Origin of the sequence: Pseudotabrizicola alkalilacus (genome assembly GCF_003443995.1) — a bacterium.
Classification (GTDB): domain Bacteria; phylum Pseudomonadota; class Alphaproteobacteria; order Rhodobacterales; family Rhodobacteraceae; genus Pseudotabrizicola; species Pseudotabrizicola alkalilacus.
Genome location: NZ_QWEY01000003.1, coordinates 1 through 26,647, shown reverse-complemented (window position 1 = coordinate 26,647; position 26,647 = coordinate 1). Strand labels below are relative to the sequence as shown.

24 protein-coding genes and 1 tRNA gene are annotated in these 26,647 nt (G+C 62.6%); 16 read left to right on the top strand and 9 right to left on the bottom strand.

Annotation, left to right across the window (positions count from 1 at the left end; genetic code table 11):
- Window positions 1–166: 166 nt before the first annotated feature.
- Entirely contained in the window at window positions 167–1,135 is a 969-nt protein-coding gene (locus D1012_RS06860) for a TAXI family TRAP transporter solute-binding subunit (RefSeq protein ID WP_118150633.1), read from the top strand.
- Between the two features lie 81 nt (window positions 1,136–1,216).
- On the top strand, window positions 1,217–3,376 hold the full coding sequence (locus D1012_RS06855; RefSeq protein WP_118150632.1) for a TRAP transporter permease: 2,160 nt from the start codon (window positions 1,217–1,219) through the stop codon (window positions 3,374–3,376).
- 147 nt (window positions 3,377–3,523) lie between these two features.
- Here D1012_RS06855 and typA read toward each other — a convergent pair whose 3' ends face one another.
- Both typA and D1012_RS06845 read right to left on the bottom strand, forming a co-directional pair.
- Window positions 3,524–5,341, bottom strand: coding sequence for a translational GTPase TypA (gene typA / locus D1012_RS06850; protein ID WP_118150631.1), 1,818 nt, complete (start codon window positions 5,339–5,341; stop codon window positions 3,524–3,526).
- 79 nt (window positions 5,342–5,420) lie between these two features.
- Window positions 5,421–6,023: a YitT family protein gene (locus tag D1012_RS06845; RefSeq protein WP_118150630.1), complete on the bottom strand. Its 603-nt coding sequence runs from the start codon at window positions 6,021–6,023 to the stop codon at window positions 5,421–5,423.
- Between the two features lie 123 nt (window positions 6,024–6,146).
- On the opposite strand from D1012_RS06845, the gene D1012_RS06840 reads away from it, so the two are divergent.
- Complete coding sequence (locus D1012_RS06840) at window positions 6,147–6,977, top strand: FkbM family methyltransferase (protein WP_158569255.1); 831 nt, start codon at window positions 6,147–6,149, stop codon at window positions 6,975–6,977.
- A gap of 50 nt (window positions 6,978–7,027) precedes the next feature.
- On the opposite strand, the gene D1012_RS06835 is transcribed toward D1012_RS06840, so the two are convergent.
- The 4 genes from D1012_RS06835 to D1012_RS06820 form a co-directional block, all read right to left on the bottom strand.
- Entirely contained in the window at window positions 7,028–8,242 is a 1,215-nt protein-coding gene (locus D1012_RS06835; protein ID WP_118150628.1) for an NADP-dependent isocitrate dehydrogenase, read from the bottom strand.
- A 97-nt stretch (window positions 8,243–8,339) separates the two neighbouring features.
- Complete coding sequence (locus D1012_RS06830; protein WP_118150627.1) at window positions 8,340–8,942, bottom strand: HD domain-containing protein; 603 nt, start codon at window positions 8,940–8,942, stop codon at window positions 8,340–8,342.
- Between the two features lies 1 nt (window position 8,943).
- On the bottom strand, window positions 8,944–9,213 hold the full coding sequence (locus tag D1012_RS06825; RefSeq protein WP_233517037.1) for a hypothetical protein: 270 nt from the start codon (window positions 9,211–9,213) through the stop codon (window positions 8,944–8,946).
- Window positions 9,210–9,869 carry an alpha/beta hydrolase gene (locus tag D1012_RS06820; RefSeq protein ID WP_118150626.1) on the bottom strand — a complete coding sequence of 220 codons (660 nt, stop codon included), beginning with the start codon at window positions 9,867–9,869 and terminating at the stop codon, window positions 9,210–9,212. Before D1012_RS06820 ends, D1012_RS06825 begins: the two co-directional genes overlap by 4 nt.
- Before the next feature lie 185 nt (window positions 9,870–10,054).
- Between D1012_RS06820 and iscR the strand changes: the two genes are divergently transcribed.
- The 13 genes from iscR (at window position 10,055) to D1012_RS06755 (ending at window position 22,661) form a co-directional block, all read left to right on the top strand.
- On the top strand, window positions 10,055–10,528 hold the full coding sequence (iscR, locus tag D1012_RS06815; RefSeq protein WP_118150625.1) for a Fe-S cluster assembly transcriptional regulator IscR: 474 nt from the start codon (window positions 10,055–10,057) through the stop codon (window positions 10,526–10,528).
- Window positions 10,525–11,568, top strand: a complete 1,044-nt coding sequence (locus D1012_RS06810; RefSeq protein ID WP_118150624.1) for a cysteine desulfurase family protein — start codon at window positions 10,525–10,527, stop codon at window positions 11,566–11,568. Before iscR ends, D1012_RS06810 begins: the two co-directional genes overlap by 4 nt.
- Window positions 11,569–11,610: 42 nt before the next feature.
- Entirely contained in the window at window positions 11,611–13,122 is a 1,512-nt protein-coding gene (gene sufB, locus D1012_RS06805; RefSeq protein WP_118150623.1) for a Fe-S cluster assembly protein SufB, read from the top strand.
- Window positions 13,123–13,202: 80 nt separating this feature from the next.
- Window positions 13,203–13,793: a hypothetical protein gene (locus tag D1012_RS06800; RefSeq protein ID WP_118150622.1), complete on the top strand. Its 591-nt coding sequence runs from the start codon at window positions 13,203–13,205 to the stop codon at window positions 13,791–13,793.
- 40 nt (window positions 13,794–13,833) lie between these two features.
- Window positions 13,834–14,589: a Fe-S cluster assembly ATPase SufC gene (gene sufC, locus D1012_RS06795; RefSeq protein WP_118150621.1), complete on the top strand. Its 756-nt coding sequence runs from the start codon at window positions 13,834–13,836 to the stop codon at window positions 14,587–14,589.
- Window positions 14,589–15,875, top strand: coding sequence for a SufB/SufD family protein (gene sufD, locus D1012_RS06790; RefSeq protein ID WP_118150620.1), 1,287 nt, complete (start codon window positions 14,589–14,591; stop codon window positions 15,873–15,875). The genes sufC and sufD overlap by 1 nt, the downstream gene beginning before the upstream one ends.
- Complete coding sequence (locus D1012_RS06785) at window positions 15,875–16,351, top strand: YIP1 family protein (protein ID WP_118150619.1); 477 nt, start codon at window positions 15,875–15,877, stop codon at window positions 16,349–16,351. Before sufD ends, D1012_RS06785 begins: the two co-directional genes overlap by 1 nt.
- Window positions 16,352–16,936 carry a Yip1 family protein gene (locus D1012_RS06780; RefSeq protein WP_118150618.1) on the top strand — a complete coding sequence of 195 codons (585 nt, stop codon included), beginning with the start codon at window positions 16,352–16,354 and terminating at the stop codon, window positions 16,934–16,936. It abuts the gene before it with no gap.
- The gene (locus D1012_RS06775) at window positions 16,936–18,159 is read left to right on the top strand and encodes a cysteine desulfurase (protein WP_118150617.1); all 1,224 of its coding nucleotides are present in this window, start codon (window positions 16,936–16,938) and stop codon (window positions 18,157–18,159) included. The genes D1012_RS06780 and D1012_RS06775 overlap by 1 nt, the downstream gene beginning before the upstream one ends.
- A 64-nt stretch (window positions 18,160–18,223) precedes the next feature.
- Window positions 18,224–18,300: transfer RNA gene (locus tag D1012_RS06770), tRNA-Arg, on the top strand.
- 90 nt (window positions 18,301–18,390) lie between these two features.
- On the top strand, window positions 18,391–19,938 hold the full coding sequence (locus D1012_RS06765; protein ID WP_158569253.1) for a heparinase II/III family protein: 1,548 nt from the start codon (window positions 18,391–18,393) through the stop codon (window positions 19,936–19,938).
- 289 nt (window positions 19,939–20,227) lie between these two features.
- Window positions 20,228–21,940 carry a caspase family protein gene (locus D1012_RS06760; RefSeq protein ID WP_118150615.1) on the top strand — a complete coding sequence of 571 codons (1,713 nt, stop codon included), beginning with the start codon at window positions 20,228–20,230 and terminating at the stop codon, window positions 21,938–21,940.
- Window positions 21,933–22,661, top strand: a complete 729-nt coding sequence (locus D1012_RS06755) for a sulfotransferase family protein (protein ID WP_158569251.1) — start codon at window positions 21,933–21,935, stop codon at window positions 22,659–22,661. Before D1012_RS06760 ends, D1012_RS06755 begins: the two co-directional genes overlap by 8 nt.
- Here the strand turns inward: D1012_RS06755 and D1012_RS06750 are convergent.
- From D1012_RS06750 to D1012_RS06740, 3 genes are all read right to left on the bottom strand, one after another.
- Window positions 22,643–23,704, bottom strand: coding sequence for a glycosyltransferase (locus D1012_RS06750; protein WP_118150613.1), 1,062 nt, complete (start codon window positions 23,702–23,704; stop codon window positions 22,643–22,645). The two genes, D1012_RS06755 and D1012_RS06750, sit on opposite strands and share 19 nt — an antisense overlap.
- A 3-nt stretch (window positions 23,705–23,707) precedes the next feature.
- Window positions 23,708–25,894: a glycosyltransferase gene (locus D1012_RS06745; protein ID WP_199489448.1), complete on the bottom strand. Its 2,187-nt coding sequence runs from the start codon at window positions 25,892–25,894 to the stop codon at window positions 23,708–23,710.
- A gap of 77 nt (window positions 25,895–25,971) precedes the next feature.
- On the bottom strand, window positions 25,972–26,370 hold the full coding sequence (locus tag D1012_RS06740; RefSeq protein WP_158569249.1) for a hypothetical protein: 399 nt from the start codon (window positions 26,368–26,370) through the stop codon (window positions 25,972–25,974).
- Window positions 26,371–26,647 lie beyond the last annotated feature (277 nt).

Here is a 26,647-nt window from a genome sequence, read left to right as displayed (position 1 = left end):
TTTGCCTGTGATGTTACGAAATCCACCCATCACAGCCATCTGAACGCCAATTGATTGCGCAAACGGCGAACAACACGGTTGAGTGAAGCGGCGATTAACCGCCTTCTGGACAGAGCACGGCCTGCGCAGGAGACGCAGGCCAGTGTCGATTTTTTGGGAGGACTGCATGTTCATCAAGACACTCGCCGCCGCTTGCGCGGCTGGCCTCGTTGCGACCACCGCAATGGCGCAGGACAAAAGCGACTGGCCGTCGGAAATCACCATCGGCACCGCGTCGCAGGGCGGTACCTATTTCGTCTATGGCAACGGCTTTGCTGGCTATATGTCCGAAGCGCTTGGCGTGAACGCAACCGGCGAAGTCACCGGCGGCCCGGTGCAGAACGTAACGCTGGTGGAAACCGGCGATCACCTGATGGGTCTGGTCACCATGGGCCCGGCCTATGACGCCTGGATGGGCAAATCCGAACTGGCCCCTGGGCTGGAGCACAAATCGATCCGTGCGCTGTTCCCGATGTATCAGACCCCGTTTCAGGTCGTGGTCCTGCGCTCGTCGGGCATCACCTCGGTCTCTGATCTGGCAGGCAAGCGCGTGTCGGTTGGTCCCGCAGGCGGCACGCCCGGCACCTACTGGCCGCAGTTCATGTCTGCTGTCGGGGTCGAAGCCAATGTGTCCTATGCCGGGGCTGCCGATGCGGCGGGCCAGTTGCAGGACGGTCTGATCGACGCCTTTGCCTTTGCCGCAGGCGTGCCGATTTCGGCATTCTCGGAACTGGCCGCGCAACAGGACGTGCTGATGTTCGGCCTGACCCCGGAAGAATCCGCCAAGGTGCTGGAAGCCTTCCCCGCGATGGCTCCGTTCAACATCGCGGCAGGCACATATCCGGGCCACGACTATGACCAGCCGACGGTTGCGCTGTGGAACTTTGCCATCGCGCATTCCGACATGCCGGACTCGCTGGCCTATGAGATCACCAAACTCGCGCTCGATAACAACGAGCGTATGGTGCAGATCCACGCGACCTCGTCCGAGACGCTGATCGAGAACTGGGACAAGAACACCTTCATGACCTTCCACCCCGGCGCGGTGCAGTATTACGAAGAAAAAGGGATCACGATCCCCGATACCCTGAAATAAGGCACGCTTCGCTGTGCTTTGCGGGCGTCCGACCATGATCGGGCGCCCTTTTTCCATCACCGTCATCGGGGACACCATATCATGACCGCTCCCACTACGGACGCCCCAACGCAGGAGATTGCGTCTGGCGTAGATAATGAGATTTTTTCGGCCAACCAGCGCAAACCGATCGGATCGGTCGGCCTGCTGATCGCGGCCATGTGTATCGCCTACACCGCATTCCACATCGGGGTGATGAACCTGTATCCGCTGGAAACCTGGACCTACCGGTTGCTGCATGTCGGTGGCGGTCTTGTGATCGGGTTCCTGCTGTTCTCGTCGCTGACCTTTGCGGAAAGCGAAGGCAACCCGCGCACGGGCCGCATGCTGATGCTGGCCCCGGCGGCGGTGCTGGTGGGCGTGGCTTTCGTGCAGGTGATGCTGTTCTGGGCCGGTGGCACCGGCGTTGATCAGGCCGCTTCGGCCACGGCAACGCGCTGGACCTTTGGCGTGCCGCTGCTGATCGGCACGGTCTGGGCGATGCTGGTCGCGTGGTTCATGCCCGATCCGCGCCGGGGGCAGCTGGATCTGGCCGATATCATCCTGGCCTTTGCTGCCGTTGCAGTCACCGCCTACATCATCTTTCACGCGCCGCTGCTGCGCCTGCGGGCGGGCACTGGCCTTGCGAAAGAGGCCGACATGTTCGCGGCCCTGATCGGCGTGCTTCTGATCCTGGAACTGACCCGCCGCATGGCCGGTCTGGCGCTGGTGATCATCGCGGGCATCTTCATCTTGTACAGCTTTGTCGGACCGTGGCTGCCCGGAATCCTGTATCACCGGGGCTATTCGCTGACCCGGTTCTTTACCTATGTCTTTACCGATCAAGGCATCCTTGGGCCAACGACGGCGATTTCCTCGACCTATATCATCCTGTTCGTCGCCTTTGCCGCCTTTCTGCAAGCGTCACGCGTGGGTGAGTATTTCGTCAACTTCGCCTTTGCCGCAGCGGGCGACCGCCGGGGCGGACCGGCCAAGGTCGCAGTGTTCGGATCGGGCCTGATGGGCATGATCAACGGCACCTCGGCGGGCAACGTGGTCGCGACGGGTTCGCTGACCATCCCCTTGATGAAAAAGGTCGGCTACAAGCCGCAGACCGCCGCGGCGGTCGAGGCTGCGGCGTCTTCGGGCGGGCAGATCCTGCCGCCGATCATGGGGGCGGGCGCGTTCATCATGTCGGAAATCACCGGCATCGCCTATTCCGACATCGTGGTGGCCGCGATCATCCCGGCGCTTTTGTACTTCGTCAGCGTCTATTTCAACGTCGACCTGATGGCGCAGAAGTTCAACATGAAGGGCCTGCCACGCGAAGAGCTGCCGCAGTTCCGCAAGCTGGCAAAACAGGTGTTCCTGTTCATCCCGATCCTCATTCTGATCGGCGCGCTGTTCATGGGCTATTCCGTGATCCGTGCGGGCACGCTGGCGATGGCGGCGGCTGCGGTCGTTTCCTGGCTCACGCCCTATAAGATGGGGGTGAAAGAGATCCTGTTCGCGCTGGAAATCTCGACCAAGATGACCCTGCAACTGGTTGCGGTCTGTGCCGCCGCAGGCATCATCGTGGGCGTGATCGCGCTGACCGGGCTGGGCACGCGGTTCTCGTCGCTGCTGCTGGGGCTGGCGGAAAACAACCAGATGCTGGCGCTGTTCTTTGCGATGATCGTGTCGATCGTGCTGGGGATGGGCATGCCCACCACAGCGGCCTATGCGGTGGCGGCTTCGGTCATTGCGCCGGGACTGATCAGCATGGGCATCGACACGCTGACCGCACACTTCTTCATCTTCTACTTCGCGGTGATGTCGGCCATCACCCCGCCGGTGGCGCTTGCGGCTTATGCCGGGGCGGCGATTGCCCGGTCGGACCCGATGAAGACGAGCGTGGAAAGCTTCAAGATGGGGATGGCGGCTTTTGTGGTGCCGTTCATGTTCTTCTCGTCGCCCGAACTCTTGATGCAGGGCGAATGGCTGAACATCATCCACGTTGTTGCCGGCGCGCTGCTGGGGGTGTTCCTGCTGTCGTCAGCGGTGCAGGCCTGGTACTTTGGCCATCTGAACACCGTCCTGCGCATTGTTCTGGCCGTGGCTGCGGTGGCGATGATCGACTCCGGCTTCCTGACCGACTTTATCGGCATCGGGACGGCGGTAGCGGTCTGGGCGATCCAGAAGCGGCTGGTGAAACCCGGTGCTGTAGCGCGCGGTGCCGACTGAACCCAAAAGCACCGCCCGGCAACAGCCGGGCGGTGGTCAAAGCAAAACGCGCGCAGGGCCAATGCCTTGCGCGCGTTTTTTCATGTCATGCCTTAGGCGAAACCCATCCGCCCCAAATGAAAACGGCCCCCGAAGGGGCCGCCATCCTCAGGCGCTGCGGCTGTGACGCTTGCGCTCATGCGGGTCCAGATAGCGTTTGCGCATCCGCACCGATTTCGGCGTCACCTCGACCAGCTCGTCATCGTCGATATAGGCGATGCACTGTTCAAGGCTCAGCTTGACCGGGGTGGTCAGGCGCACCGCTTCATCCGTGCCGGAGGCCCGGACGTTGGTCAGCTGCTTGCCTTTCAGCGGGTTCACTTCCAGATCGTTGTCGCGGCTGTGCTCACCGATGATCATGCCGGTGTAGACCGGTTCCTGCACACCGATGAAGAAGTGGCCACGGTCTTCCAGCTTCCACATCGCGTAAGCAACCGAGATGCCGGATTCCATCGAGATCAGAACGCCCTGACGACGCCCCTCAATCGGGCCCTTGTGTGCGGCCCAGCCGTGGAACACGCGGTTCAGAACGCCGGTGCCCCGGGTGTCGGTCATGAACTGGCCATGATAGCCGATCAGACCGCGCGACGGCACATGTGCGATGATCCGGGTCTTGCCTGCGCCTGCCGGCTTCATCTCGACCAGATCGCCCTTGCGCGGGCCGGTCAGCTTTTCGATCACCGGGCCGGTGTATTCGTCATCCACGTCGATGGTGACTTCTTCAATCGGCTCGGAGCGGACGCCGTCAATCTCCTGCATCAGCACGCGCGGGCGGCTGATCGACAGCTCGAACCCCTCGCGGCGCATGTTTTCGATCAACACGCCCATCTGCAATTCGCCACGACCTGCGACTTCGAACGCGTCGCCGCCGGGGGTGTCGGTGACCTTGATCGCGACGTTGATCTCGGCTTCCTTCATCAGACGCTCGCGGATCACGCGGCTCTGCACTTTGGAGCCTTCTTTGCCTGCGAGAGGCGAGTCGTTGATGCCAAAGGTGATCGAGATCGTCGGCGGGTCAATTGGCTGCGCGGGCAGGGCGGTGTCGATGTCCAAAGCACACAGCGTATCGGCCACGGTGGCCTTGGTCATCCCGGCAAGGGTCACGATGTCGCCTGCTTCGGCGGCGTCAATCGGGGTCATCACCAGACCACGATAGGCCAGAACCTTGGACACGCGGAACTGTTCGATCCGGTCGCCATTGCGGCTCAGCGCCTTGATGGTCTCGCCAGCGCGCAGCGTACCCGCCTCAACCCGGCCAGTCAGGATACGGCCGATGAACGGGTCAGCCGACAGCGTGGTTGCCAGCATCTGGAACGGCTCGGCGCGGCGCGCGATTTGCGCAGGCGCAGGCACATGGCTCAGCACCAGATCATACAGCGCCGACAGATCCTTGCGCGGCCCGTCGAGTTCGACATCGGCCCAGCCAGAGCGGCCCGAAGCATAAAGCACCGGGAAATCAAGCTGATCGTCATCAGCGCCAAGGTTGGCGAACAGATCGAACACCTCGTTCAGGGCGCGCGACGGTTCGGCATCGTGCTTGTCAACCTTGTTCAGCACCACAATCGGGCGCAGGCCAAGCGCAAGCGCCTTGGAGGTCACGAATTTGGTTTGCGGCATCGGGCCTTCTGCGGCGTCCACCAGCAGCACAACCCCGTCGACCATCGACAGAATGCGCTCCACCTCGCCACCGAAATCGGCGTGGCCGGGGGTGTCAACGATGTTGATCCGGGCACCGGCCCATTCCAGCGAGGTACATTTCGCCAGAATGGTGATGCCGCGCTCACGCTCGATATCGTTGCTGTCCATGGCGCGTTCGGCGACGGCCTGGTTGTCGCGGAAAGACCCCGACTGTTTCAGAAGCTCATCAACGAGCGTGGTTTTGCCATGGTCAACGTGCGCGATGATGGCAATGTTGCGAAGCTCCATCGGGAGGGGTCACTTTCAATAGGGTCTGATGATTGTTGGCCAGCCCTTACAGGGTTTCACCCGGATTGGCCAGTGAAGATCACGTTGCGATATAACGGTCGCGGCGATGGTTGATCGCAATGATGAGATTAAGCACCACAGCGCCCAGCAAAGACCACGCGACGACCATGAACGGGAATAAAAACAGCGCCACGCCAAAGATCAGCGCATCGGCGCACAGCTGGACATAACCTGCGCGGAACCCGGTCTTGTCCTGCACCAGCAGCGCCACCACGCCAAGACCACCCAGAGAGCCGTTGTGGCGAAAGATCACCAGCAGCCCCACGCCGGTCAGCGCGCCAAAGGTGATGGCGGCCATCGGGGTGGACAGTTGGGCAAAGGAGATCTGATCGGGCAGGATCAGCGTCAGCGCCGACAGCGCGGTGACCGAGATCAGCGATTTGGCGGTGAACTGCGGCCCCAGCCGCATCCAGGCCAGCACATAGAACGGCAGGTTGATCACAAAGAACACCACGCCAAAGCTCCACCCGGTCAGATAGGAGAGGATCACCGCAATCCCCGCCGTCTGGCCGGTGATCAGCCCGGCATGGGTCAGGAACTGCAACGAGAGCGCACAGAGAAACACGCCAAGCGCAAAGCCCTGGGCATCTTCGGTCAAGGTGTGTTTGTCAGCAGGTTTCATGGCCGCGTAGGTATGGCAGGCATCCTGACCTGTCCAGCCCTTTTCCTGCCTTAGATTGGCCGCGATGCTCTTGTTTCATGGGTCTATGGTCAGTTGACCCCAAAAGAAACGATGAGGCAAATCATGCAGGCACACCGCGCATTGGGCATCGTTCCCACCCACACGGCCGAGGATGCGGCCGATCCGACGGCGGCGCTGTCCGCCAAGCTGGATCAGATGATCCGGTTGAGCGAGGAAGCGATCCATCTGCAACGGGTGGCCCTGCTGGAGCCGGGCCATATTCTGCGCTTTCATGCCGGGTTGACGCCGATTGCGATGTCCTTGCCCGACGCGCAAGAAGATTATGTGCAGCGGATGATGCTGCGCAACCGGCAGTTCTTTGAGACAAAGCTGCTGGGCACATTGCAGGATCTGGCCCTGATCAAGGCGACTGACACGGTTTGCGACATTGGTGCCAATATCGGCAGCACGTCGGTGTTTTTCGGCAAGGTGCTGGGGGCAAAGCGGGTGCTGGCGTTCGAGCCGCTGCCGCAGGCCTATGCCACGCTGTGCCGCAATCTGGAACTCAACGGCCTGACCGATGCGCTGGCCTATAACTGCATGGTCGGCCCGACCTCCGGTCGGGGCGATATCGCCCGGTTCAACCCGCGCAATCTGGGGGCCACGTCCTTTGCTCCGGCAAAATCGGGTCCGGTTCCGATGGTGGCGCTGGATGATCTGATCGAGGCTGAGGAGTTGCAGGGCCTTGGCTTTATCAAGGTGGATGTCGAAGGCATGCATATGGATGTGCTGAGCGGCGCGAAACAGGTGATCAAGGCGTTCAAGCCGGTGATCTGGGTCGCGCTGACCAACCACAGCGCCGATTATGCGGCCACGGCAAAGCTGCTGGGCGGACTGGGCTATAGCGCTGTGCGGATCGGGCCAAACGACCATATCTTCAAACCCGGCGCCTAAAAAAACGGGGGGTGCGGCTGCACCCCCCGATCTGTTCCGACGGTCCGAGCTCAGCCCTTGAGGGCCTTGTTCAGATATTCGTCGACTTTTTCCAGATAGCCCATCGTGGTCAGCCACTTCTGATCGGGGCCGACCAGCAGCGCCAGATCCTTGGTCATGTGGCCGTCTTCGACCGCATCCACGGTGACCTTTTCCAGCGTCTGGGCAAAGCGCATCAGCGCATCGTTGTTGTCCAGCTTGGCGCGGTGCTTCAGACCGCCGGTCCAGGCAAAGATCGACGCGACCGAGTTGGTCGAGGTCTGCTGACCCTTCTGGTGCTGGCGGTAGTGGCGGGTCACGGTGCCATGCGCCGCCTCTGCCTCAACCACCTGACCATCGGGCGTCATCAGAACGCTCGTCATGAGGCCAAGCGAGCCAAAGCCCTGCGCCACGGTATCGGACTGCACGTCGCCGTCATAGTTCTTGCAGGCCCAGACATAGCCGCCCGACCATTTCATCGCGCTCGCCACCATGTCGTCGATCAGGCGGTGTTCGTAATGGATTCCGGCAGCCTTGAACTTGTCTTCGAACTCTTCGGCGTAAACCTTGGCGAACAGATCCTTGAACCGGCCGTCATAGGCTTTGAGAATGGTGTTCTTGGTCGACAGATACACCGGCCAGCCTTTCAGCAGGCCATAGTTCATCGACGAGCGGGCAAAGTCGATGATGGAGTCGTCAAGGTTGTACATCGCCATGTAAACGCCCGAGGACGGGGCGGAATACACCTCTTTTTCGATCACGGTGCCGTCTTCGCCGACGAATTTCATCGACAGTTTGCCAGCCCCCGGAAAACGGAAGTCGGTGGCGCGGTACTGGTCGCCAAAGGCATGGCGGCCGACCACGATCGGCTGGGTCCAGCCCGGCACCAGACGCGGCACGTTCTTGCAGATGATCGGCTCACGGAAGATCACGCCGCCCAGAATGTTGCGGATGGTGCCGTTGGGCGACCGCCACATCTGTTTCAGGCCAAATTCCTCAACCCGCTGCTCATCGGGGGTGATGGTCGCGCATTTGACGCCCACGCCGTATTTCTTGATGGCTTCGGCAGAATCGATGGTGATCTGGTCGTTGGTGCGGTCACGCTCCTCGATCCCCAGATCGTAATATTTCAGGTCAATGTCGAGATAGGGCAGGATCAGCTTTTGCTTGATGAAATCCCAGATGATCCGGGTCATCTCGTCGCCGTCGAGTTCGACAACAGGATTTGCCACCTTGATTTTGGTCATAATCGCCCTTTCGGTGTTGGATTCGGTTGGCGCTGCTATAGCGTAAAGTGCGAGCTCTGGCTAGTGCGGTATGCCATCGCATACCGAATTGCGCCGATCAGTCAAAGAATGCCGCAGACCTTGCCTTGACCCAATCCCACAGGGCAGGGGCGCCGCGCGCAATCTTGGCCCCGACCCTGCTTTCCAGCTGGTCTGCGGTGACATTGTAAGTCGTCCATGTTCCGCCGCCCGACATCAGATTGGCCATCACCGGCTGCACCCGGTCAAGGCTTTTGGCAAAGACTGCATCGGGGGTCTGGGCGGCCTCAAACTCTTCCCACAGGACGCGAAGATCGTCGCGCAGATCATTGGGAAGCAATCCGAAAATCCGGTCTGCCGCGCGCTGTTCTGCCACAACCGTCTCGACCGAGCCATGCGCCAGACCATTCGCCGAATGGATCGGCACATCGCCGACATCAATCTCGACCAGATCATGAATCAGCAGCATCCGGATCACCCGGTTGATATCCACGCCCGGTGCCGCCTGATCGGCCAGCACCAGGGCATAAAGCGCCAGATGCCAGGAATGTTCGCCCGAGTTTTCCGCCCGCGAGCCATCCACCAATGTGGTCGCGCGCAGCACCGATTTCAGCCGGTCAGCCTCATTGAGAAAGGCGAACTGCGCCTCAAGCCGGCCAGACGGATTGCGCGCACCGTCCACGCTAATGCCCGCCCTTTTCCGCCTCACGCGGGGCGTCGGGCAGTTTGGCCCCGGCACGTTTGGCGGCCAGAGCCTTTTCGAGAAATTCGCGCCCACGCTTTTCCGCCAGCCGGATGCGGATCGAGGTCATGAACGCCTCTTGCAGGGTGGGCGACGACGCGCCCACCACTTTGGCCACTTTTTCGTAGAAATAGGGATCATCCAGATCAACCGACCCTGCCAGCACATCGCGGGCAAGGCCATCGGCCAGATCCTGAATGAAATCGCTCACCGCGACACTTCTCCCAACCGGCGACGGACATAATCCGACACGGTTCCGATCATCGGCTTCATATGGGTTTCTTCATCCTTGAAGAAATGGTCCGCGCCTTCGATCTCGGTATGGGTGATGGTGATGCCCTTTTGCTCATGCAGCTTGCCCACCAGCGTCTTGGTATCTTTTGGCGGCGCCACCTTGTCGGCAGAGCCGTTGATTATCAGCCCAGACGAGGGGCAGGGGGCGAGGAATGAGAAATCATACAGGTTCGCCGGGGGGGCCACCGAGATGAATCCGGTGATTTCGGGCCGCCGCATCAAGAGCTGCATCCCGATCCAGGCCCCAAAGGAAAAGCCCGCAACCCAGCAATGCTTGGCATTCTGGTTCATCGACTGCAGGTAATCCAGTGCGGTTGCCGCGTCGGACAATTCGCCGATGCCCTGATCGTATTCGCCCTGGCTGCGCCCGACACCGCGGAAGTTGAACCGCAGGACGGTAAAGCCCAGATTGTAAAAGGCGTAGTGAAGGTTATACACCACCTTGTTATTCATCGTCCCACCATAGGCAGGATGCGGATGCAAAACGATGGCAATAGGCGCGTCGCGATCCTTCTGCGGGTGGTAACGGCCTTCAAGGCGGCCTTCTGGGCCTGCGAAGATCACTTCGGGCATGTGTTTCCTGCCTGTCTTTCCCGCGAGCATTTCTTGACGGTAACGCTCGGCTTATCTAGAACCGTTCTAAGCATGACGTGTCAACAACTGACGGTGCCAGCCTACGGGTCAAATGCAGGTAATGGTCCCTGTGTTCCGCGTCAATCCATTTGCAGGCGGTATTCCCGCCATTCAGGGGTCTGTCTATGAAACTTTCGACCAAAGGGCGCTATGCGATGGTGGCTCTGGCCGATCTGGCGCTGATGGAGGCAAAGGCCAAAGCCGAAGAGCTGGTCTCCTTGGCCGCCATTGCCAAGCGGCAGGACATTTCCTTGCCTTATCTGGAGCAGCTGTTTGTCAAACTGCGCCGCGCCGGTCTGGTCGAGGCGGTGCGCGGGCCGGGCGGCGGCTATAAACTTGCACGCCCCCCGGCCGAGATCCGCGTCTCCGAGGTGATGGAGGCGGTCGAGGAAACCGTGGATGCGCTGCACACCGGGGCCGGAGCCAGCGGGGGCGTGTCGGGCACCCGGGCCCAAAGCCTGACCAACCGGCTGTGGGAGGGGCTGAGCGCCAACGTCTATGTGTTCCTGCACCAGACCCGGCTCTCGGATGTGATCCGCAACGAAATGCAGCCCTGTCCGGCGGTGCCCGCGCTGTTCCGCGTGGTGGATGAGGAATGACCCGCCTGTATCTCGATTGGAACGCCACCACGCCCTTACGCCCCGAAGCGCGCGCCGCGATGATCGCGGCCATGGATCTGGTCGGCAACCCGTCCAGCGTGCATGCCGAAGGTCGAGCCGCCAAGGCGCTGATTGAAAAATCGCGCGCCCAACTCGCCGCCGCTTTGGGCGCGGACGGGGCTGACATTGTGTTCACCTCCGGCGCGACCGAGGCCGCCGCTCTGGCCTCTGCCGGGCGCGATCTGGCCTGTTCCGAGGTGGAGCATGACGCGGTGCTGGCCTGGTGCGAACCGCTGTTGCCGGTCGATGCGGCGGGGCGGATCGAGGCGAATGTGCCGCGCGAATCTGCCATCCAGCTGGCCAATTCCGAGACCGGAATTGTGCAGACCCTGCCGCAAGGGCTGGCGCTGTCAGACCTGACGCAAGCCTTTGGCAAGGTGCCGCTGGCCTTCAACTGGCTGGGTTGCGACATGGGCATGGTCTCGGCGCACAAGCTGGGCGGGCCAAAGGGCGTGGGGGCACTCGTGCTGCGCCAGGGCCTTGAAACCTCGGCACAATTGCGCGGTGGCGGTCAGGAAATGGGCCGCAGGGCCGGGACCGAGAACCTGATCGGCATTGCTGGCTTTGCCGCAGCGGCTGAGGCGGCGGCGCGCGATCTGGCCAATGGTGTCTGGGATGAGGTGGCGGAAATTAGAAATATTCTAGATTCAGCATTGTCGGGCCTCGCAAACAATACTATTTCAGTCGGGAAAGAAGCGTCCCGGCTGCCGAACACGATCTGCCTGATCGCACCCGGTTGGAAGGGCGAGACGCAGGTGATGGCGATGGATCTGGCGGGCTATGCCGTCTCGGCAGGCTCGGCCTGTTCCAGCGGCAAGGTCCGGGCAAGCCGGGTGCTGCGGGCGATGGGGTTTGATGACGGGTTGGCCGCTCAGGCAATCCGGATTTCAATCGGCCCCGGCATCACGCGCGACGACGTGTTGCGCTTTGCCGAAGGTTGGGCGGCCGCTTACGCCCGTGCGTTGGCGCGCGCTGCGTGAATAACGGGTTGCAAGACCCTGATAGAATAAAGGAATAGTCCGATGGACGTTGTTGAGACAGAAGTGCGTGAAGGTGTGGATCGCGAAACGATCGAAACCGTGCAGGCGATGTCCGGCAAGTATAAACACGGCTGGGAAACCGATATCGAGATGGATTATGCCCCAAAGGGCGTCTCCGAAGACATCGTACGGCTGATCAGCTCGAAAAACGAAGAACCCCAGTGGATGCTTGACTGGCGCCTCGCCGCCTATCGCCGCTGGGTCAAGATGGAAGAGCCGCGTTGGGCGATGCTGAATTACCCCGCCATCGACTATCAGGATCAGTATTATTACGCCAAACCCAAGAGCATGGCCGTCAAGCCAAAGTCGCTGGATGAGGTTGACCCCAAGCTGCTGGCCACCTATGCCAAGCTGGGTATTCCGCTGAAGGAACAAGCACTTCTGGCCGGAGTAGAGGCCCCCGAGGGCGGTGAGCGCAAGGTCGCGGTCGATGCGGTGTTCGATTCCGTGTCGCTTGGCACCACGTTCAAGAAGGAATTGGCCAAGGCTGGCGTGATCTTCTGCTCGATCTCCGAGGCGGTGCGGGAACACCCGGAGCTGGTGCAGAAATATCTGGGCACGGTCGTGCCGCAGTCGGACAACTTCTTTGCCACGCTGAATTCTGCTGTGTTTTCCGATGGTTCTTTCGTCTACATCCCACCGGGCACCCGCTGCCCGATGGAGCTGTCGACCTATTTCCGCATCAACGCCGAAAACACCGGCCAGTTTGAACGCACGCTGATCATCTGCGACCGGGGCGGCTATGTTTCGTATCTGGAGGGCTGCACCGCGCCGAAACGCGACACCCACCAGCTACATGCTGCCGTGGTGGAAATCGTGATCCTGGAGGATGCCGAGGTCAAATATTCGACCGTGCAGAACTGGTATCCGGGCGATGAAAACGGTGTCGGCGGCATCTACAACTTTGTCACCAAGCGCGCTGATTGCCGCGAGGACCGGGCCAAGGTGATGTGGACGCAGGTCGAAACCGGCTCGGCGATCACCTGGAAATACCCGTCCTGCATCCTGCGCGGCGACGATTCACAGGGCGAGTTCTATTCGATTGCCATCGCCAATAACGCCCAGCAAGCCGACACCGGCACCAAGATGATCCATCTGGGCAAACGCACCAAATCGCGCATCGTGTCCAAGGGCATCTCTGCGGGCCGGGCGCAGAACACCTATCGGGGCCTCGTGTCGATGCACCCAAAGGCCACCGACAGCCGCAATTACACCCAGTGTGACAGCCTGCTGATCGGCGATAAATGCGGCGCGCATACGGTGCCCTATATCGAGGTCAAGAACAACTCCAGCCGGGTGGAACATGAGGCGACCACCTCCAAGGTGGACGAAGATCAGCTGTTCTACTGCCGCTCGCGCGGGATGGATGAGGAAGAGGCGGTCGCCCTGGTGGTAAACGGCTTCTGCAAGGATGTGCTGCAGGCCTTGCCGATGGAGTTCGCGATGGAAGCACAGGCGCTGGTGGCGATCTCGCTTGAAGGCTCTGTCGGATAACGGCTGCGGAACAATGGCTTACGCGATGATCCTCATGAACGACCCGGCGGCACAGGATCGCTTAACCATGGCCCCGCGCCATGGTTAAGCTTGTCGACCGCCCGATCGTGACCCTGCCGGATGTCGAGGCGGCGGCACTCGCCGTTGCGTTGCACAAGGCGCAGGTGGTGCTGGAATATGGCTCGGGCGGCTCGACGCTGATGGCGGCCGAGATGGGCAAGACCGTGCTTTCGGTCGAAAGCGACGCCGAATGGCTGGACGGGATGCGTGACTGGTTCGCCCAGCACCCGCCCAAGGCCGAAGTGGTGCTGCACCACGCCGATATCGGTCCGACCGGCAAATGGGGCATGCCGACCGGGCAAAAAGCGTTTCGCAAGTTCCCCGGCTATGCCCTTGATATCTGGGATCATCCCCGGTTTCGCCACCCCGATCTGGTGCTGATCGACGGTCGCTTTCGCCCGGCCTGCCTGCTGGCCACAGCCTTTCGCATCACCCGCCCGGTGACCGTCCTGTTTGACGATTACGCCGGGCGGGAACCCTATCACGCCATCGAGGCGATGTTCCGCCCGGTGACGATCCATGGCCGCATGGCCGAATTTCATCTGGAACCCAGCTCCATTCCCGCCGACAAACTGGCCTGGGTGATGGGCTGGTTTTTGAAACCGCAATAAGGGCGCCAAGCGCCGGGACAGAATACCAAGAGGCCGAAAAATGTTGGAAATCAAAAACCTGCACGTCAAACTTGAAGAAGAGGATAAAGTCATCCTGAACGGTGTCGATCTGAAGATCGGGCCGGGCGAAGTGCATGCCATCATGGGGCCGAACGGGTCGGGCAAATCCACACTGTCCTATGTTCTGGCGGGCCGTGAGGGGTACGAGGTGACCGAAGGCAGCGCCACGCTACAAGGCGAAGAGCTGCTGGAGATGGAACCCGAAGCGCGCGCCGCGGCAGGGCTGTTTCTGGCATTCCAGTATCCGGTCGAGATCCCCGGCGTCGGCAACATGACCTTTCTGCGCACCGCTGTGAACGCACAGCGCAAAGCGCGCGGCGAAGATGAGCTGTCGGCAGGGGATTTCCTGAAAACCGTGCGGGCCAAGGCCAAGGATCTGAAGATCGACGCCGAAATGCTCAAGCGCCCGGTCAACGTCGGCTTTTCTGGCGGCGAGAAAAAGCGCAACGAGATTTTGCAGATGGCGATGCTGGAACCCCGGATGTGCATCCTGGACGAGACTGATTCCGGTCTTGACGTTGATGCGATGAAACTGGTGTCCGAAGGCGTGAATGCCCTGCGCGACGCCGGGCGGTCTTTCCTTGTTATCACGCATTATCAACGGCTTCTGGACCATATCAAACCTGATGTTGTGCACATCATGGCCGCTGGCCGCATCATCAAGTCCGGCGGTCCCGAACTGGCGCTGGAGGTAGAGCACAACGGCTACGCCGCCCTGTTGGCGGAGGCGGAGTGATGGCACTGGCGCAGACCAAAACCGATGCGCTGACGGCGCGCACAGCGGCGCTGACCGCTGGTGGCAGCGGTTGGCTTGGGGCTGCCCGGCGCGATGCTGTGGCCCGTCTGGCGGCAATGGGCCTGCCGACAAAGCGCGATGAATACTGGCGCTACACCGATCCGGCCAGCCTGACCTCGGCCACGCCGACCCCCGCCGCGCTGTTCGATGCGGGCGATGAGGCGCCGGCGTTTGACGGCATCGACGCACTGAAACTGGTGTTTGTCGATGGTGTGTTCGATCCGGCGCAGTCGGATGACCCGACGCTGGCCGGGGTGGAAATCACCTCGCTGTCGCAGGCCGACGGCGTCGATATCCATTGGGCGCGCGACATCTATGGTGTGCTGGAAACCCGGGGCCAGACCCCGGTGCAGCGCCCGCTGGCCACGCTCAACACCGCCTATGCCTCCGAGGGCTTTCTGATCCGCGCGACCGCAAAGGCGGCCCGGCCGATTTCTCTGATTTATCATCATACATCAGTGACTTCTGATGCCTTGATCCATCATTGCATCAAGCTGGAAAAAGACGCCGAACTGACCATTCTGGAAAATGGCCCCGCCGCCGCGCGGGTGACGAAGGTGATGGAGGTCGAGGTTGCCGATGGCGCGCGTTTCCACCACATCCGCGCGCAGGGTCGTGACCACGAACGCCGGGCGGTGACGCATGTTTTTGCGCGTGTCGGGGCAGGGGCGTTGTTCAAGTCCTTCACCCTGACCGCCAATGGCTGCCTGACCCGGAACGAGCAGATCATCGAACTGGTCGGCGATGATGGCGTGGCCCATGTCGCAGGGGCTGCGGTGGGCGACGGCACCTTTCACCACGATGACACCGTGTTCATGACCCACGAAGGCCAGCGCTGTGAAAGCCGTCAGGTGTTCAAGAAGGTGCTGATGAACGGTGCCGTTGGCGTGTTTCAGGGCAAGATCCTGGTGAAACAGGGCGCGCAAAAGACCGATGGTTATCAGATCAGCCAAAGTCTTTTGCTGGATGGGGACAGCCAGTTCCTTGCCAAGCCGGAGCTGGAAATCTACGCCGATGACGTGAAGTGCAGCCACGGCAGCACCTCGGGCGCGATCGACGACACGGCCTTGTTCTACCTGCAATCGCGGGGCGTGCCCAAGCGCATGGCGCAAAGCTTGCTGGTTCTGGCGTTTCTTGCCGAAGCCATCGGCGAGATCGAGGATGAGGCGATTGCCGAAGACATCCGCTCCCGGCTGGAAGGCTGGCTGCAACGCCATGAACACTGATGTCGATCACCACCGACATCGTTGAAAGCTGGCGGCGTCCGCGCGTTGTGGTGCGCAGGCATCTGGCGCGCGGACGGTCAGAACCCTTTGCCTTCAGCCTGTTGGTGGCGTTTCTGGTGCTGGCCTTTGTCGCGCAATGGCCTGCCGCCTCGCGCGCGGCCTTTGCCGATGGCAATACGCCGGTTGCGCCGCGACTTTTGGCCATAGGGCTGGCGCTGTTGGCGACGATTCCGCTGTGGTATGGTCTGGCAGCGGTCGGCCGTCTGGTCGCACGGGCGCTTGGGGGCAGGGGCAGTTGGTATGGCGCGCGCATCGCGCTGTTCTGGTCGCTGGTGGCGGTGACACCGCTGATGCTGCTCCAAGGGCTGGTGGCGGGCATGATTGGCCCCGGTCCGGCGCTGACGGCGGTGGGGGTCATCGCGGGGCTGGTCTTTGTGATTTTCTGGGCGCAGGCCCTGATCGAAGTGGAACGCTGAATGGACCTGTCGCTGTCATCCTTGCTGTCACTGGCGCGCTTTACCGTGCAAAATCCGCGGATGGGCGCGCGGATGGTGATGCAGGCCGATCTGCCGATGTCGGCGCGCTGGGTGGCGCTGGCGCTGATGGCGGTGACTTCGGCCATTCTGGCGCATCTGGCCTTTGCGCTGATGCCGGCAGAGGTGCGGCAGACAATGGCGGGGGCAATGTCCAGCCCGCTGACCAGTGCGGTGATGCAGGGCGGGTTGATGCTGGCGGCGGTGTTCGTGATCCATTGGGTCGGGCGCTGGCGCGGTGGCACCGGCCGGTTCGAGGATGCGCTGATCCTGATGATCTGGCTGCAGTTCATCCTTTTGATCCTGCAGGTGGTGCAGATTGTAAGCCAGGTGCTGTTGCCCCCGGTCTCGGTGCTGGTGGGATATATCTCGGTCGGGATTTTTCTTTGGCTTCTGAGTAACTTCGTGGCCGAACTTCACGGGTTCAAATCCGTGCTGCTGACGTTTCTGGGCGTGCTGCTGACGCTGATTGCGGTCGGCTTCATTCTGGCACTGGTGCTGATCCCGTTCATGGGGCCGATGATCTGATGACCCTTGATATCGCAACCCTCCGCGCCGATTTTCCGATCCTGTCGCGGCAGGTCAATGGCAAGCCGCTGGTCTATCTGGACAACGGCGCATCTGCGCAGAAACCGCAATGCGTGATCGACGCGGTGACCAAGGCCTATTCGATGGAATATGCCAATGTTCACAGGGGGTTGCACTACCTTTCCAACCTTGCCACCGATAAGTATGAATCGGTGCGCGGCATCATCGCGCGGTTCCTGAATGCAGGATCCGAAGACGAGATCGTGTTTACCACCGGCACGACCGAAGCCATCAATCTGGTGTCCTATGCCTGGGCGGCGCCGCGGCTTCAGCCGGGCGATGAGATTGTGCTCAGCATCATGGAGCATCACGCCAATATCGTGCCCTGGCATTTCCTGCGCGAACGGCAGGGCGTGGTGCTGAAATGGGTCGACTGCGATGCCAATGGCGATCTGGACCCGCAGGCGGTGATCGACGCCATCGGTCCGCGTACCAAGCTGGTCGCGATCACCCAGATGTCGAACGTCACCGGCACCGTGGTCGATGTCGCCAGCATCTGCCATGCCGCGCGCGCGCGGGGGGTGGCGACGCTGGTGGATGGCTCGCAATCGGCGGTGCATATGCCCATTGATGTGCAGGCGATGGGCTGCGATTTCTTTGCCATCACCGGACATAAGCTATACGGGCCAAGCGGTTCTGGCGCGATCTTCATCCGTCGTGACAGGATGGATGAGATGCGACCGTTCCTCGGCGGCGGCGACATGATCCGCGAAGTCACGCGCGATGCCATCAGCTACAATGACCCGCCGATGAAGTTTGAGGCCGGCACGCCGGGCATTGTGCAGCAGACCGGGCTGGGTGTTGCGCTGTCCTATCTGATGGACATCGGGATGGACCGGATTGCCGCGCATGAGCGCCGGTTGCGCGACTATGCGCAACACCAGCTTTCCGGCCTCAACTGGCTGAACATTCAGGGCAATTCGGCAACAAAGGGCGCGATTTTCAGCTTTACGCTGACAGGGGCGGCCCATGCACATGACATCAGCACCATCCTCGACAAACGCGGCATCGCGGTGCGCGCGGGCACGCATTGCGCCATGCCGCTGATGGCGCATATGGGGGTGGGCGCAACGTGCCGGGCCTCATTTGCGATGTACAACACCGAGGCCGAGGTTGATGCGCTGATCAACGCGCTGGAATTCTGCCACGAGATTTTTGGCTAAGGACGGGCGCTGCAATTCCTTTCCCGTTGCAGCCTTGCGACAAGGCCGCTATAGAACCCCGCAGGCACCCATAGCTCAGCTGGATAGAGCGTTGCCCTCCGAAGGCAAAGGTCGCACGTTCGAATCGTGCTGGGTGCACCATTTCATAAAGTTTTGCAGCATTGGCAGCCCGTTGTGGCTGTGTCAGCATGTTGCGATGATCCTTGCCGCTCGTACATCTTTGCGATGCCCTTGATCCTGCCCACAGACTGGCGGGGCAGGGTGCGGCGTGGAGCGGGCCTGTCACCGGATCATGCCGCCCTGTCGCAACGGGTGCTGGCACGGGCGGTGGAGCTGGCGCAGGCAGGGCCGGTCGTGGCAGAATCAGAGCCGGGTGGCAGGCGTCTGGGCTTTGCGCGCACACTTGCAGACCGGGTGCGCCACGCGCTTGTGGCCCATGCTCTGTCGGCTGACCCAAAGCATCTGCAGCTGTTAGAGTCGGATCTGCGGGTGGCACTTGACCTGCCGGACTGGGCTGACGATCACCTGCTGGACATGGCCGAGCTGGCGACCGCTCTGGCGCTTGCGCTGGATGGGGCGGGTCCGTTTGTGTCGCGGGATCTGGCGGATGAGGTGGCAGATGCTTTGTGCCGCCGCTTTCTGATACGGGCCATCGCCTCGGTGCAAGGCGGGAGCCGTTGGTCGCGTCAGGCGGGAAACTGGGCTTTTGTCTGCGGCGGGGCGATGATTATGGTGGCTGCGGTGGTCGGCAGTCACCAAGCAAGAGCAGGTCTGGCACAGACCGCGACACGGGCGGCACAGGCCGCACTTGGCCCCTCTCTGGCGGCCATCGGCCCCGATGGCGAATGGCCCGAGGGCGTGGTGTATCGTGATCTGGCGGCGGCGTATGGCTGGCTGGCGATGCAGGCCGCGCAAAACGTGCCAGCGTTGCAAATCTCTCCCGATACGTTTCGGCCCTTGCTGCGGGGAGCGGGTCTGCGCGCGGCGCTGACCGGGCCCTCCGGGTTGATCGCTGATTTTGGCGATGATCTGCCACAGGCTCCGCTGCCCGTGCTGGGTCCGCCCCATCGGCATTTGCCCGACGGGGCCTTTGACCCGCTGCATCTGCTGTGGGGCTGTCAGATGGAGGGCGATGACGCCCCGCCGCCGCCGGTCTTTCTCGGCCGCTATCATGCAGTTCTGCGGCAGGGAGATGATTTTCTGGCGCTACGGATTGGCGATTGCGCGGCGCATGACCATGCCCATGCCGATCTGGGCGCGCCGGTCTGGGATCACGGGCGGCAGCGCCTTCTGACCGATCCGGGCCGGGGGGATTACGCGGCTCCGGGGTATTTCGACCCCACGCGACGGCTGGCCTTGCCCGGCGTATGCGAGACCGACCATGGCACCCTGACCCTGCCGGATTTTCCGCAAGCCGCGCAAATGTCGGCAGAGGCCGGGATGCAGGGCGATGCGCTGGTGTTGACGATGCGGGCGGCGGGACAGCTCCTGTGGCAACGCAGATTGTGGTTTGCCGCACCGGGGCATCTGAGGATTGCCGACCGCAGCTTGCGCGGCATCACCGGCCCGGCCCGCTGGCAGGCCGTTGTGCCGCAGGGGGTGACGGTGCTGGCTGATCTTCCAAAGGGCACGGTGGCAGAGCATGGCCGCTGGGCCTCTGCCAAGGGCGGCGGCACAAGGCTGGGGTTTGAGGTGACGGCAGATGCGTTGACGGCGGGGGTACAAGTGGGCTTGCGCGTCGGTTCGGTGCAAGCGGTTGACACGAATCATCACCCGTGAAACCCTTATTTTATTGTATTTTTGATAGGGATTTTTGTCGTGGTTCAACGTCCCCACAACCCATTGTTCGCCCTTGATGTTTTGCGTAACCGGGTATCGGCGCTGGTGGGCGTGGCTGCCTCGGCCGTGTTCCTTTCGGGATGTCAGACCACATCACAAGCCCCCGTGATCTGCTCCAAGGCTGAACTGGCCAAGCGCGACCCGAAATGCAAACCGGCTGCTGTGCGGACATCCTCTGTGCCGGTGTCTGCACCGTCCGGTCGGGAGTATTGAGGGGGGAACGCACCTGATGCTGCGGATTAGGCATGTTGCACGGGTTTGCGCCTGCCACCTGCGCGCTTCAGCCCTGTATCTTGGTCTGGTGCTGAGCGGCTTACTGGTGTCGACCCCGGCGGCCATGGCCGAACGGTTCGCCTTTGTGGTTGGCATGGCCGATTACACCACCATCACCCCCTTGAAAAATGCGGTACAGGATGCGCGGCTGATCGCGGAAACCCTGCAAGAGCTTGGGTTCAAGGTGGAAATCAGCGAAAATGCGCCAAAGGCGCAGCTGGAGGCAAAGCTCGCCGCTTTTCGCCGCTCGGTCCCGGCGGGGGCGACAGTGCTGATCTATTTTGCCGGCCATGGCATTCAGTATTCGGACGAGAATTACCTGATACCGCTGGATGCCGATATCAAGGAACCGGCTGATCTGCCGCTGGCCGCGCTGCCGATCAAGGCGCTGCTGGATCAGATTTACGCCGCAGATGCGGAATCGGTGATCCTTGTGCTGGACGCCTGCCGCAACAACCCGCTTGGGGCGCGGTCGCTGGGGCCTGCGACCCGCAGCGGCGGGGCCAACCGGGGGCTGGCCCGCATTTCGGGTGACCGGACCGGCACGCTGGTGGCGTTTTCCACCGCACCGGGCGAGGTGGCGCTGGATGGCGATGGCGGCAACAGCCCTTATACGATGGCCCTGGCCGAGGCGATGCGCAAACAGGGCCAGTCGATTGAACAGGTCTTCAAGGAAACCCGCGCGCGGGTGGTGGAAACCACTTCGGGGCGGCAGGTGCCGTGGGAAAACTCATCGCTGGTGCAAAGCATCGTGCTGCATCCCGAGATAGGCCAGCCCGAGGTGGTGCAGGCGCATCAATGCGACCTTGCCGCCGCCCATCCGGCCGACCCGGAGCGGGTGGGGCCAAGCGTGGCGTTCCGCTCTATCGACCCGCAGCGCGCGATTCCGGTCTGCGAGGCGGCGGTGGCCGAGTTTCCCGATCAGCCCCGGTTCAAGGCGCTGCTGGCACGGGCCTATGACCGGGCAGGGCGCGGCGAAGACTCCGTCCGGCTGAGCGAGGCGGCGATGGCGCAGGGCTATCTGGCGGCCTGGCATCAGCTTGGCAACCTGTACCTCAAGGGTTCCGGCGTCGCGATGGATGAGGCGCGGGCGTTTGAGCTGTTCCTGTATGCCGCCGAGCGTGGCCATGTGGAAGATCAGCACAACATCGGCGTGGCCTATCTGAACGGGCGAGGCGTGGCCAAGGATGAGGCAAAAGCGCGCGCGTGGTTCAACCGGGCGATCGAGCAGAATTGGGCAGCCTCGCTGAACCGGCTGGGGCTGATGATGGAGCGCGGGCAGGGCGGTGCGGCCGACATCGACGGTGCTTTGGCCTATTACACCCGCGCGGTCAATCTGGGCGACCGTGATGCCATGGTCAATCTGGGCAACGCCTATCGCACCGGCAACGGGGTCGACGCTGACCTGACCTATGCGGTGGAGCTCTACCGGCGTTCGGCGCTGCTGGGGTCGCGGGCGGCCTATGCGGTGCTGGGGCACATGTTCGAAGTCGGCGAAGGGGTGACGTCGGACGCTCTGTCGGCGGCCTTTTGGCTGACGCTGGCCTCGCGCGATGGCGACACGGGCGCGCTGGAGGCGCTGCAACGGCTGCGCGCGGGCATGGACGCGGACACACTGGAAGCGCTGCGGTTGCGGCTGGAAGACTGGGATCAGCGCCAGTTTGGCTGACCGCACACCCGACAGATTGCACCTGATTGCCGGGCCTGCGCCCGGAATGTCGGGCACAGCGGGGCGCTTGCTGTGGCCACCGATCTGCAAAAACGCCTCCACTGCATTGCTGGCCTGTTTCACCGGGCGCAAAGCGCCCGAGCGGCGGTTGGCGGGTTTGCCTGTGGTGCGCCATCTGTCCGAGGTGCGGCCCGCCGATGTGCTGCTGGTGGTACACCGCGACCCGTTGGAGCGGTTCGTCTCTGCCGTCTGCGACAAACTGATCGCCCGGCACGGTGCGACGGATCTTTGGGCGGCCAGCCATGCGGTGCTGGGGGCGCAGGCAGGGCAGGCCCGGCTGGAGGACTGGGTGGCGGCGATGCTGGAGCCCGACCCCGAGGCGGCGGATGTCCATTTCCGGCCGCAAGCGCTGCACCTGTTCGACCATCCCTATCACCACCACCCCGATCTTTCTGAACTGCCGCTTTGGGCGTCTGATGTGCTTGGCCCGGCGATGGCACAGCGCTTGTTCCAGCGGGTGAATGCGCGTGAAACCGGCACCTTTCGCCTGCCATCGGGCGCGCGGCCCACGCTGGACGAATTGCACGCCGAACACCTTTCTCATGGCCGCTTTCCCCATGCCGAAGACCTGATCCCGCCTGATCTGCGGGCTCGGCTGGCACGGGTTTACGCAGCGGATTGTGCGCTGCGCCAGGGCTGGGGCTATTCCTGCACCCTCTGAGCCAACAGGCGAGCGATGTCGAAAGCGCCGTTCGTCCAGCCTTCGGCCAGACCGGCAGCGGCCAGAGCTTGCGAAAAATCCGGCGCCAACAGTTGTTGCACCGCGTCCGCAATCCCGGCCTCGCCGGCGTCGGCCTCCAGCGTCAGCGCCAGCCCACGCGACGCGGCCCAAAGCGCGCGCAGGTCTTGCCGGTCCATGCCCGGCCCGGCCTGCGGCAGGAACAACGTCGGCACAGCCCCCAGCAGGCTTTCGTGAAAGCTGTTGTAGCCCGAAGGCGTGATCAGCGCGTCAAAGCCGGTCGACAGCGCATAAGACGGATACAGAATCTGCGTGCAGGGGCCGGGATCAGGCCCCGGCGGTTCCAGTGGCGAGTGGATATCGACCACCTGCACCGTCATGCGCTCCAGCGCGGCCAGCAAGCGGTGACGCAGATCAGCGGTGCGGGAGCCGAAAACATGGCCCAGTTGCAGCGCCACCAGCGGGCGGTCATCATCGGCGCTCAGCAGTCGGCGGGCGATTGTACGGGGCTGGCGCTGATGCGGGCTGATGTGCAGGACCGGCGGCACCTTCAGCGCCGGATGCCCGGTGGTGGGGCCTTGGTCCAGCTCTGCCGCCAGTTCGCCGGGTTCGATCACATCGGAAAACAGCCCGGCATGGTCAAGGAAATGCCGGTTGCCCTCTTGCCACATCGGACGACGCAGCCACAGTCTTGGCCGGTGTGCCCAATGCTGTAACAACGTCACGTAACCACCGAAAATGGCTGTTGAATCGACGATGATCGCAGCAGGGTCCAGCCGGTCTGCAAGCGCCAGAAGCTCTTGGCCAAGCATGTCATTCCACGGACCGGGGGGCAGGTTTGCGGCCAGATGATGCTGATGGAACAGCACCGGAAACCCGGCCGCGCGCACCAGTTGCGCGGCGGTTGCCATGGTGTGAAACACCGGCCTGAACCCGGCCGTCAGCCGCGTGGCCACCGCCAGTTGCCGGGTCAGATGCCCAAGCCCGACACCGTTTGACGACAGGAACAACAGGGTGCGTGCCATGGCTCAGGCTTGCAGCCCGGCCGGTCTGTCGGCCCGGATCAGGCGGGCATGATCTTCGACATAGTCGGCAATCACCTGCGCGCCGTTGGGGGTACGGGGCAGGGCAGCCATACGCCGCCGCATCGCCGCCGCCTCAACCGGAGACAGCAACCGGTCAAGCAGCTGCGACAACTGCGGCTGATGCCGGTCGCGCCGGCAGATCAGCGCCAGACCGGCCAGATCGGCCCAGATTGCCCGGTTCACCTGCATGTCCATTTCGGGGCCCTCATTTGGCACGAACAGCGTCGGCACACCGCCCAACACCAGTTCGTGAAACGCATTGTAGCCTGCGGCACTGACCATGGCATCAAAGCCCCGGCTGTAGCGGAACAGGGGGAACAGCGGCAGAATGCGATGGTTTTCGGCCAGCGGTTGTGGGGCAGGGCCGGTCACGGCAATCGGGGCGGTGATCTCCAGCACGATCAGACCGGGCCGCGCCAACAGGTCGGCCAGCAGCCGCGACCGCAGATCACCCAGCGGATAGTTGTTGCCGCCGCCCAGTTGTACCGCGACGACCGTGGCCGCTTCGGGCAGATCCAATGCCCGCCGCGCCGCAGCCGATGTCAGCCGCGCGCCGGGGTCAACGTGCAGAACCGGCGGCACCGGCAATACCATGTTGCGCTGTTCCAGCGTGGGGCCGGTATCCAGTGCCTCGGCCAGTTCTCCCGGCTCGATCACTGCGTCAAACTCCCACAGAGCGGGCAGAAAGACGCGGTGGCACTCTTGCCACATCGGGCGGCGCACCCAGACGGTAAACGCCTCGGCATAGCTGTGCAGTGCGGCAATCACGCCCTCAAACACTGCCGTTGCATCATACATCACCACGCGCGGGCGCAGGCGGATCAGCAGTTCCAGCAGATGTTCGGCGAATTGCGGGTTCCAATCGCTTGGGTCCAGCCCGCCGTTGCGGTGACCCGGCAGAAATTCGGTCGCAAGGCCAGCCTTGCGCGTCAGCTGCGCGGCATAGGACATGGTGGCGAACACCGGCACCAGACCCGGGGCCAGCCGCTCGGCAATCGCCATCTGTTGCACCAGATGCCCCATGCCGATGCCGTTGGACGACAGGAACAGCACCTTGGCATCGGGCAGGGGCGGCAGGCTGATGTGCGGTGCAGGCGTGTCAGCCGTCAGGGCATTCGCCCCCGCGTCCAGCAAAGGGGTGATGCGGGCGGCAAACAGACCGGCCGCATGGGTGGTTTCGGCAAACCGCCGTCCCGCAGCCGCCCGTTCGGCCCAGAACACCGGATCTTGCGCCAGACGGCGCAACAACGGTTCCACCTCCGCCGGGGTGCAATACAGTGCGGCCTCGCCAAACAGCGGGCGGAACAGCGGTGCAAGCACCACCGGCACGCCGCATGCCATCGTCTCCAGCGTGGCGCGACCAAAGGCTTCGGACCAGGCCTGTGAATGAAAATACACCCAGACATCAACGCTGTGAAGGTATTCGGCCACGGGTTCGGCGTTAAAGGGCAGCAGATCCCATGCCGCGGGCAGCGGTCCGTAATCGGCCAGAAGTTCGGCATCCGCCCCCAGCGCGCGCAGGCGCCAGCCGGGGGGGGTGGGCCAGGCGGCAAAGGCCTCGGCTGCCGTGTCGGGCCATTTCTTGCGGTCCGGGCGGGCATGGCGGCCCAGAACCAGGCGATCGGCCTGCGCGCTCTGGCGCGGCGGACGCGGCGGCCAGTCGGCCAGATCAATCAGGTTGGTCCAGTCGTCGGGCAACAGCTGCGCACCCTGCGGCAGCGGCGCGGACAGGCCGTGCCGCACCACCGCCGACACCGGAGCCAGCCAAATGGCAGAGCGCGTATCGGCGCCAGTGTCAGCGCCCAGATCAAACCCCATCCGCGCATGGCGAAGCACCGTGCTCAGATCATATTGCACCGCACCCGCCGCGTCGCGCGCGGGGTGATGCAGCACGATGATCAGCTGCCCGGCAAGGATGCGTGGCCGTGGTGCCAGCGGATGTTCCAGCACCGACGGGTGATGCACCAGCACCAGCCGTGCCGACAGCGCCTGATCCGGGTCGATCCGCTCTACCGCGCCATCCTCCAACAGACGGCGGATCTGGGGATGCACGGGAAACGGATGACGGATGATCGGGCCGCGCAGCATCAACAATCCGGTGCGCAGGCCCATCCGGGCAGCCTCGGCCATCTCGACCACCATTGCGGTTGAGCTTCCGCCTTCAAACCGTGGATCTGCAACGAAAATAATGTCAAATACTGCAGCGGTCACAAGCCGTTGTCCCGGCCAGCACGCGACAGGTTCAGAAAGCGGTCGGCGGTCATGCCATAAGCAATGATCTGTCCCGGCTGCCATTTCAGCTGCAACAGCATCCACTTTTCCGACAGGTAATCGGGCCAATCCATCAGCGCGGCATGCTGGGCCTGCAGATCCAGCGGTGTCAGATATTCCAGTGCAACGCCACGCGCCAGAAACGGCGCAAAATCATCATGATCCAGCACAAAGACGCAACGATGCCGCTGACCATGCCGCGCCAACACCTTATGGAGTATTTCCGGGTGTTCCTCGGGGTTTACCCCCAGAACCGTAACCATCAGCACCGGATGTTGCGGCGGCACTTGCACGGGAGTCGTCTCGTCATCCGGATGTCTGTGCGGTTGTCGCATCAGTCCCGAAACAGTGAGCAGACGGTTGAGCACGACTGGCATTGACCCTCGACCAGAAAAACCTCAAGGCAAACACGCAAGATCTATTAGGCCAGCAGTGCAGCAAAGCTGTCAAGGCGGCTGGGATGGGGGCGCACAGCTTGCTCATTTTGTTGTCACCAAGATAATGAGTCCGCGCTTCATCAAAGTAGAAATGTCCTTTCTCGACTCAATCGGGGTGTGGCGGGGCAGGGTGGAGACATCACACATCGGAGGCCTGTCCCGCCACTTGCGCGGC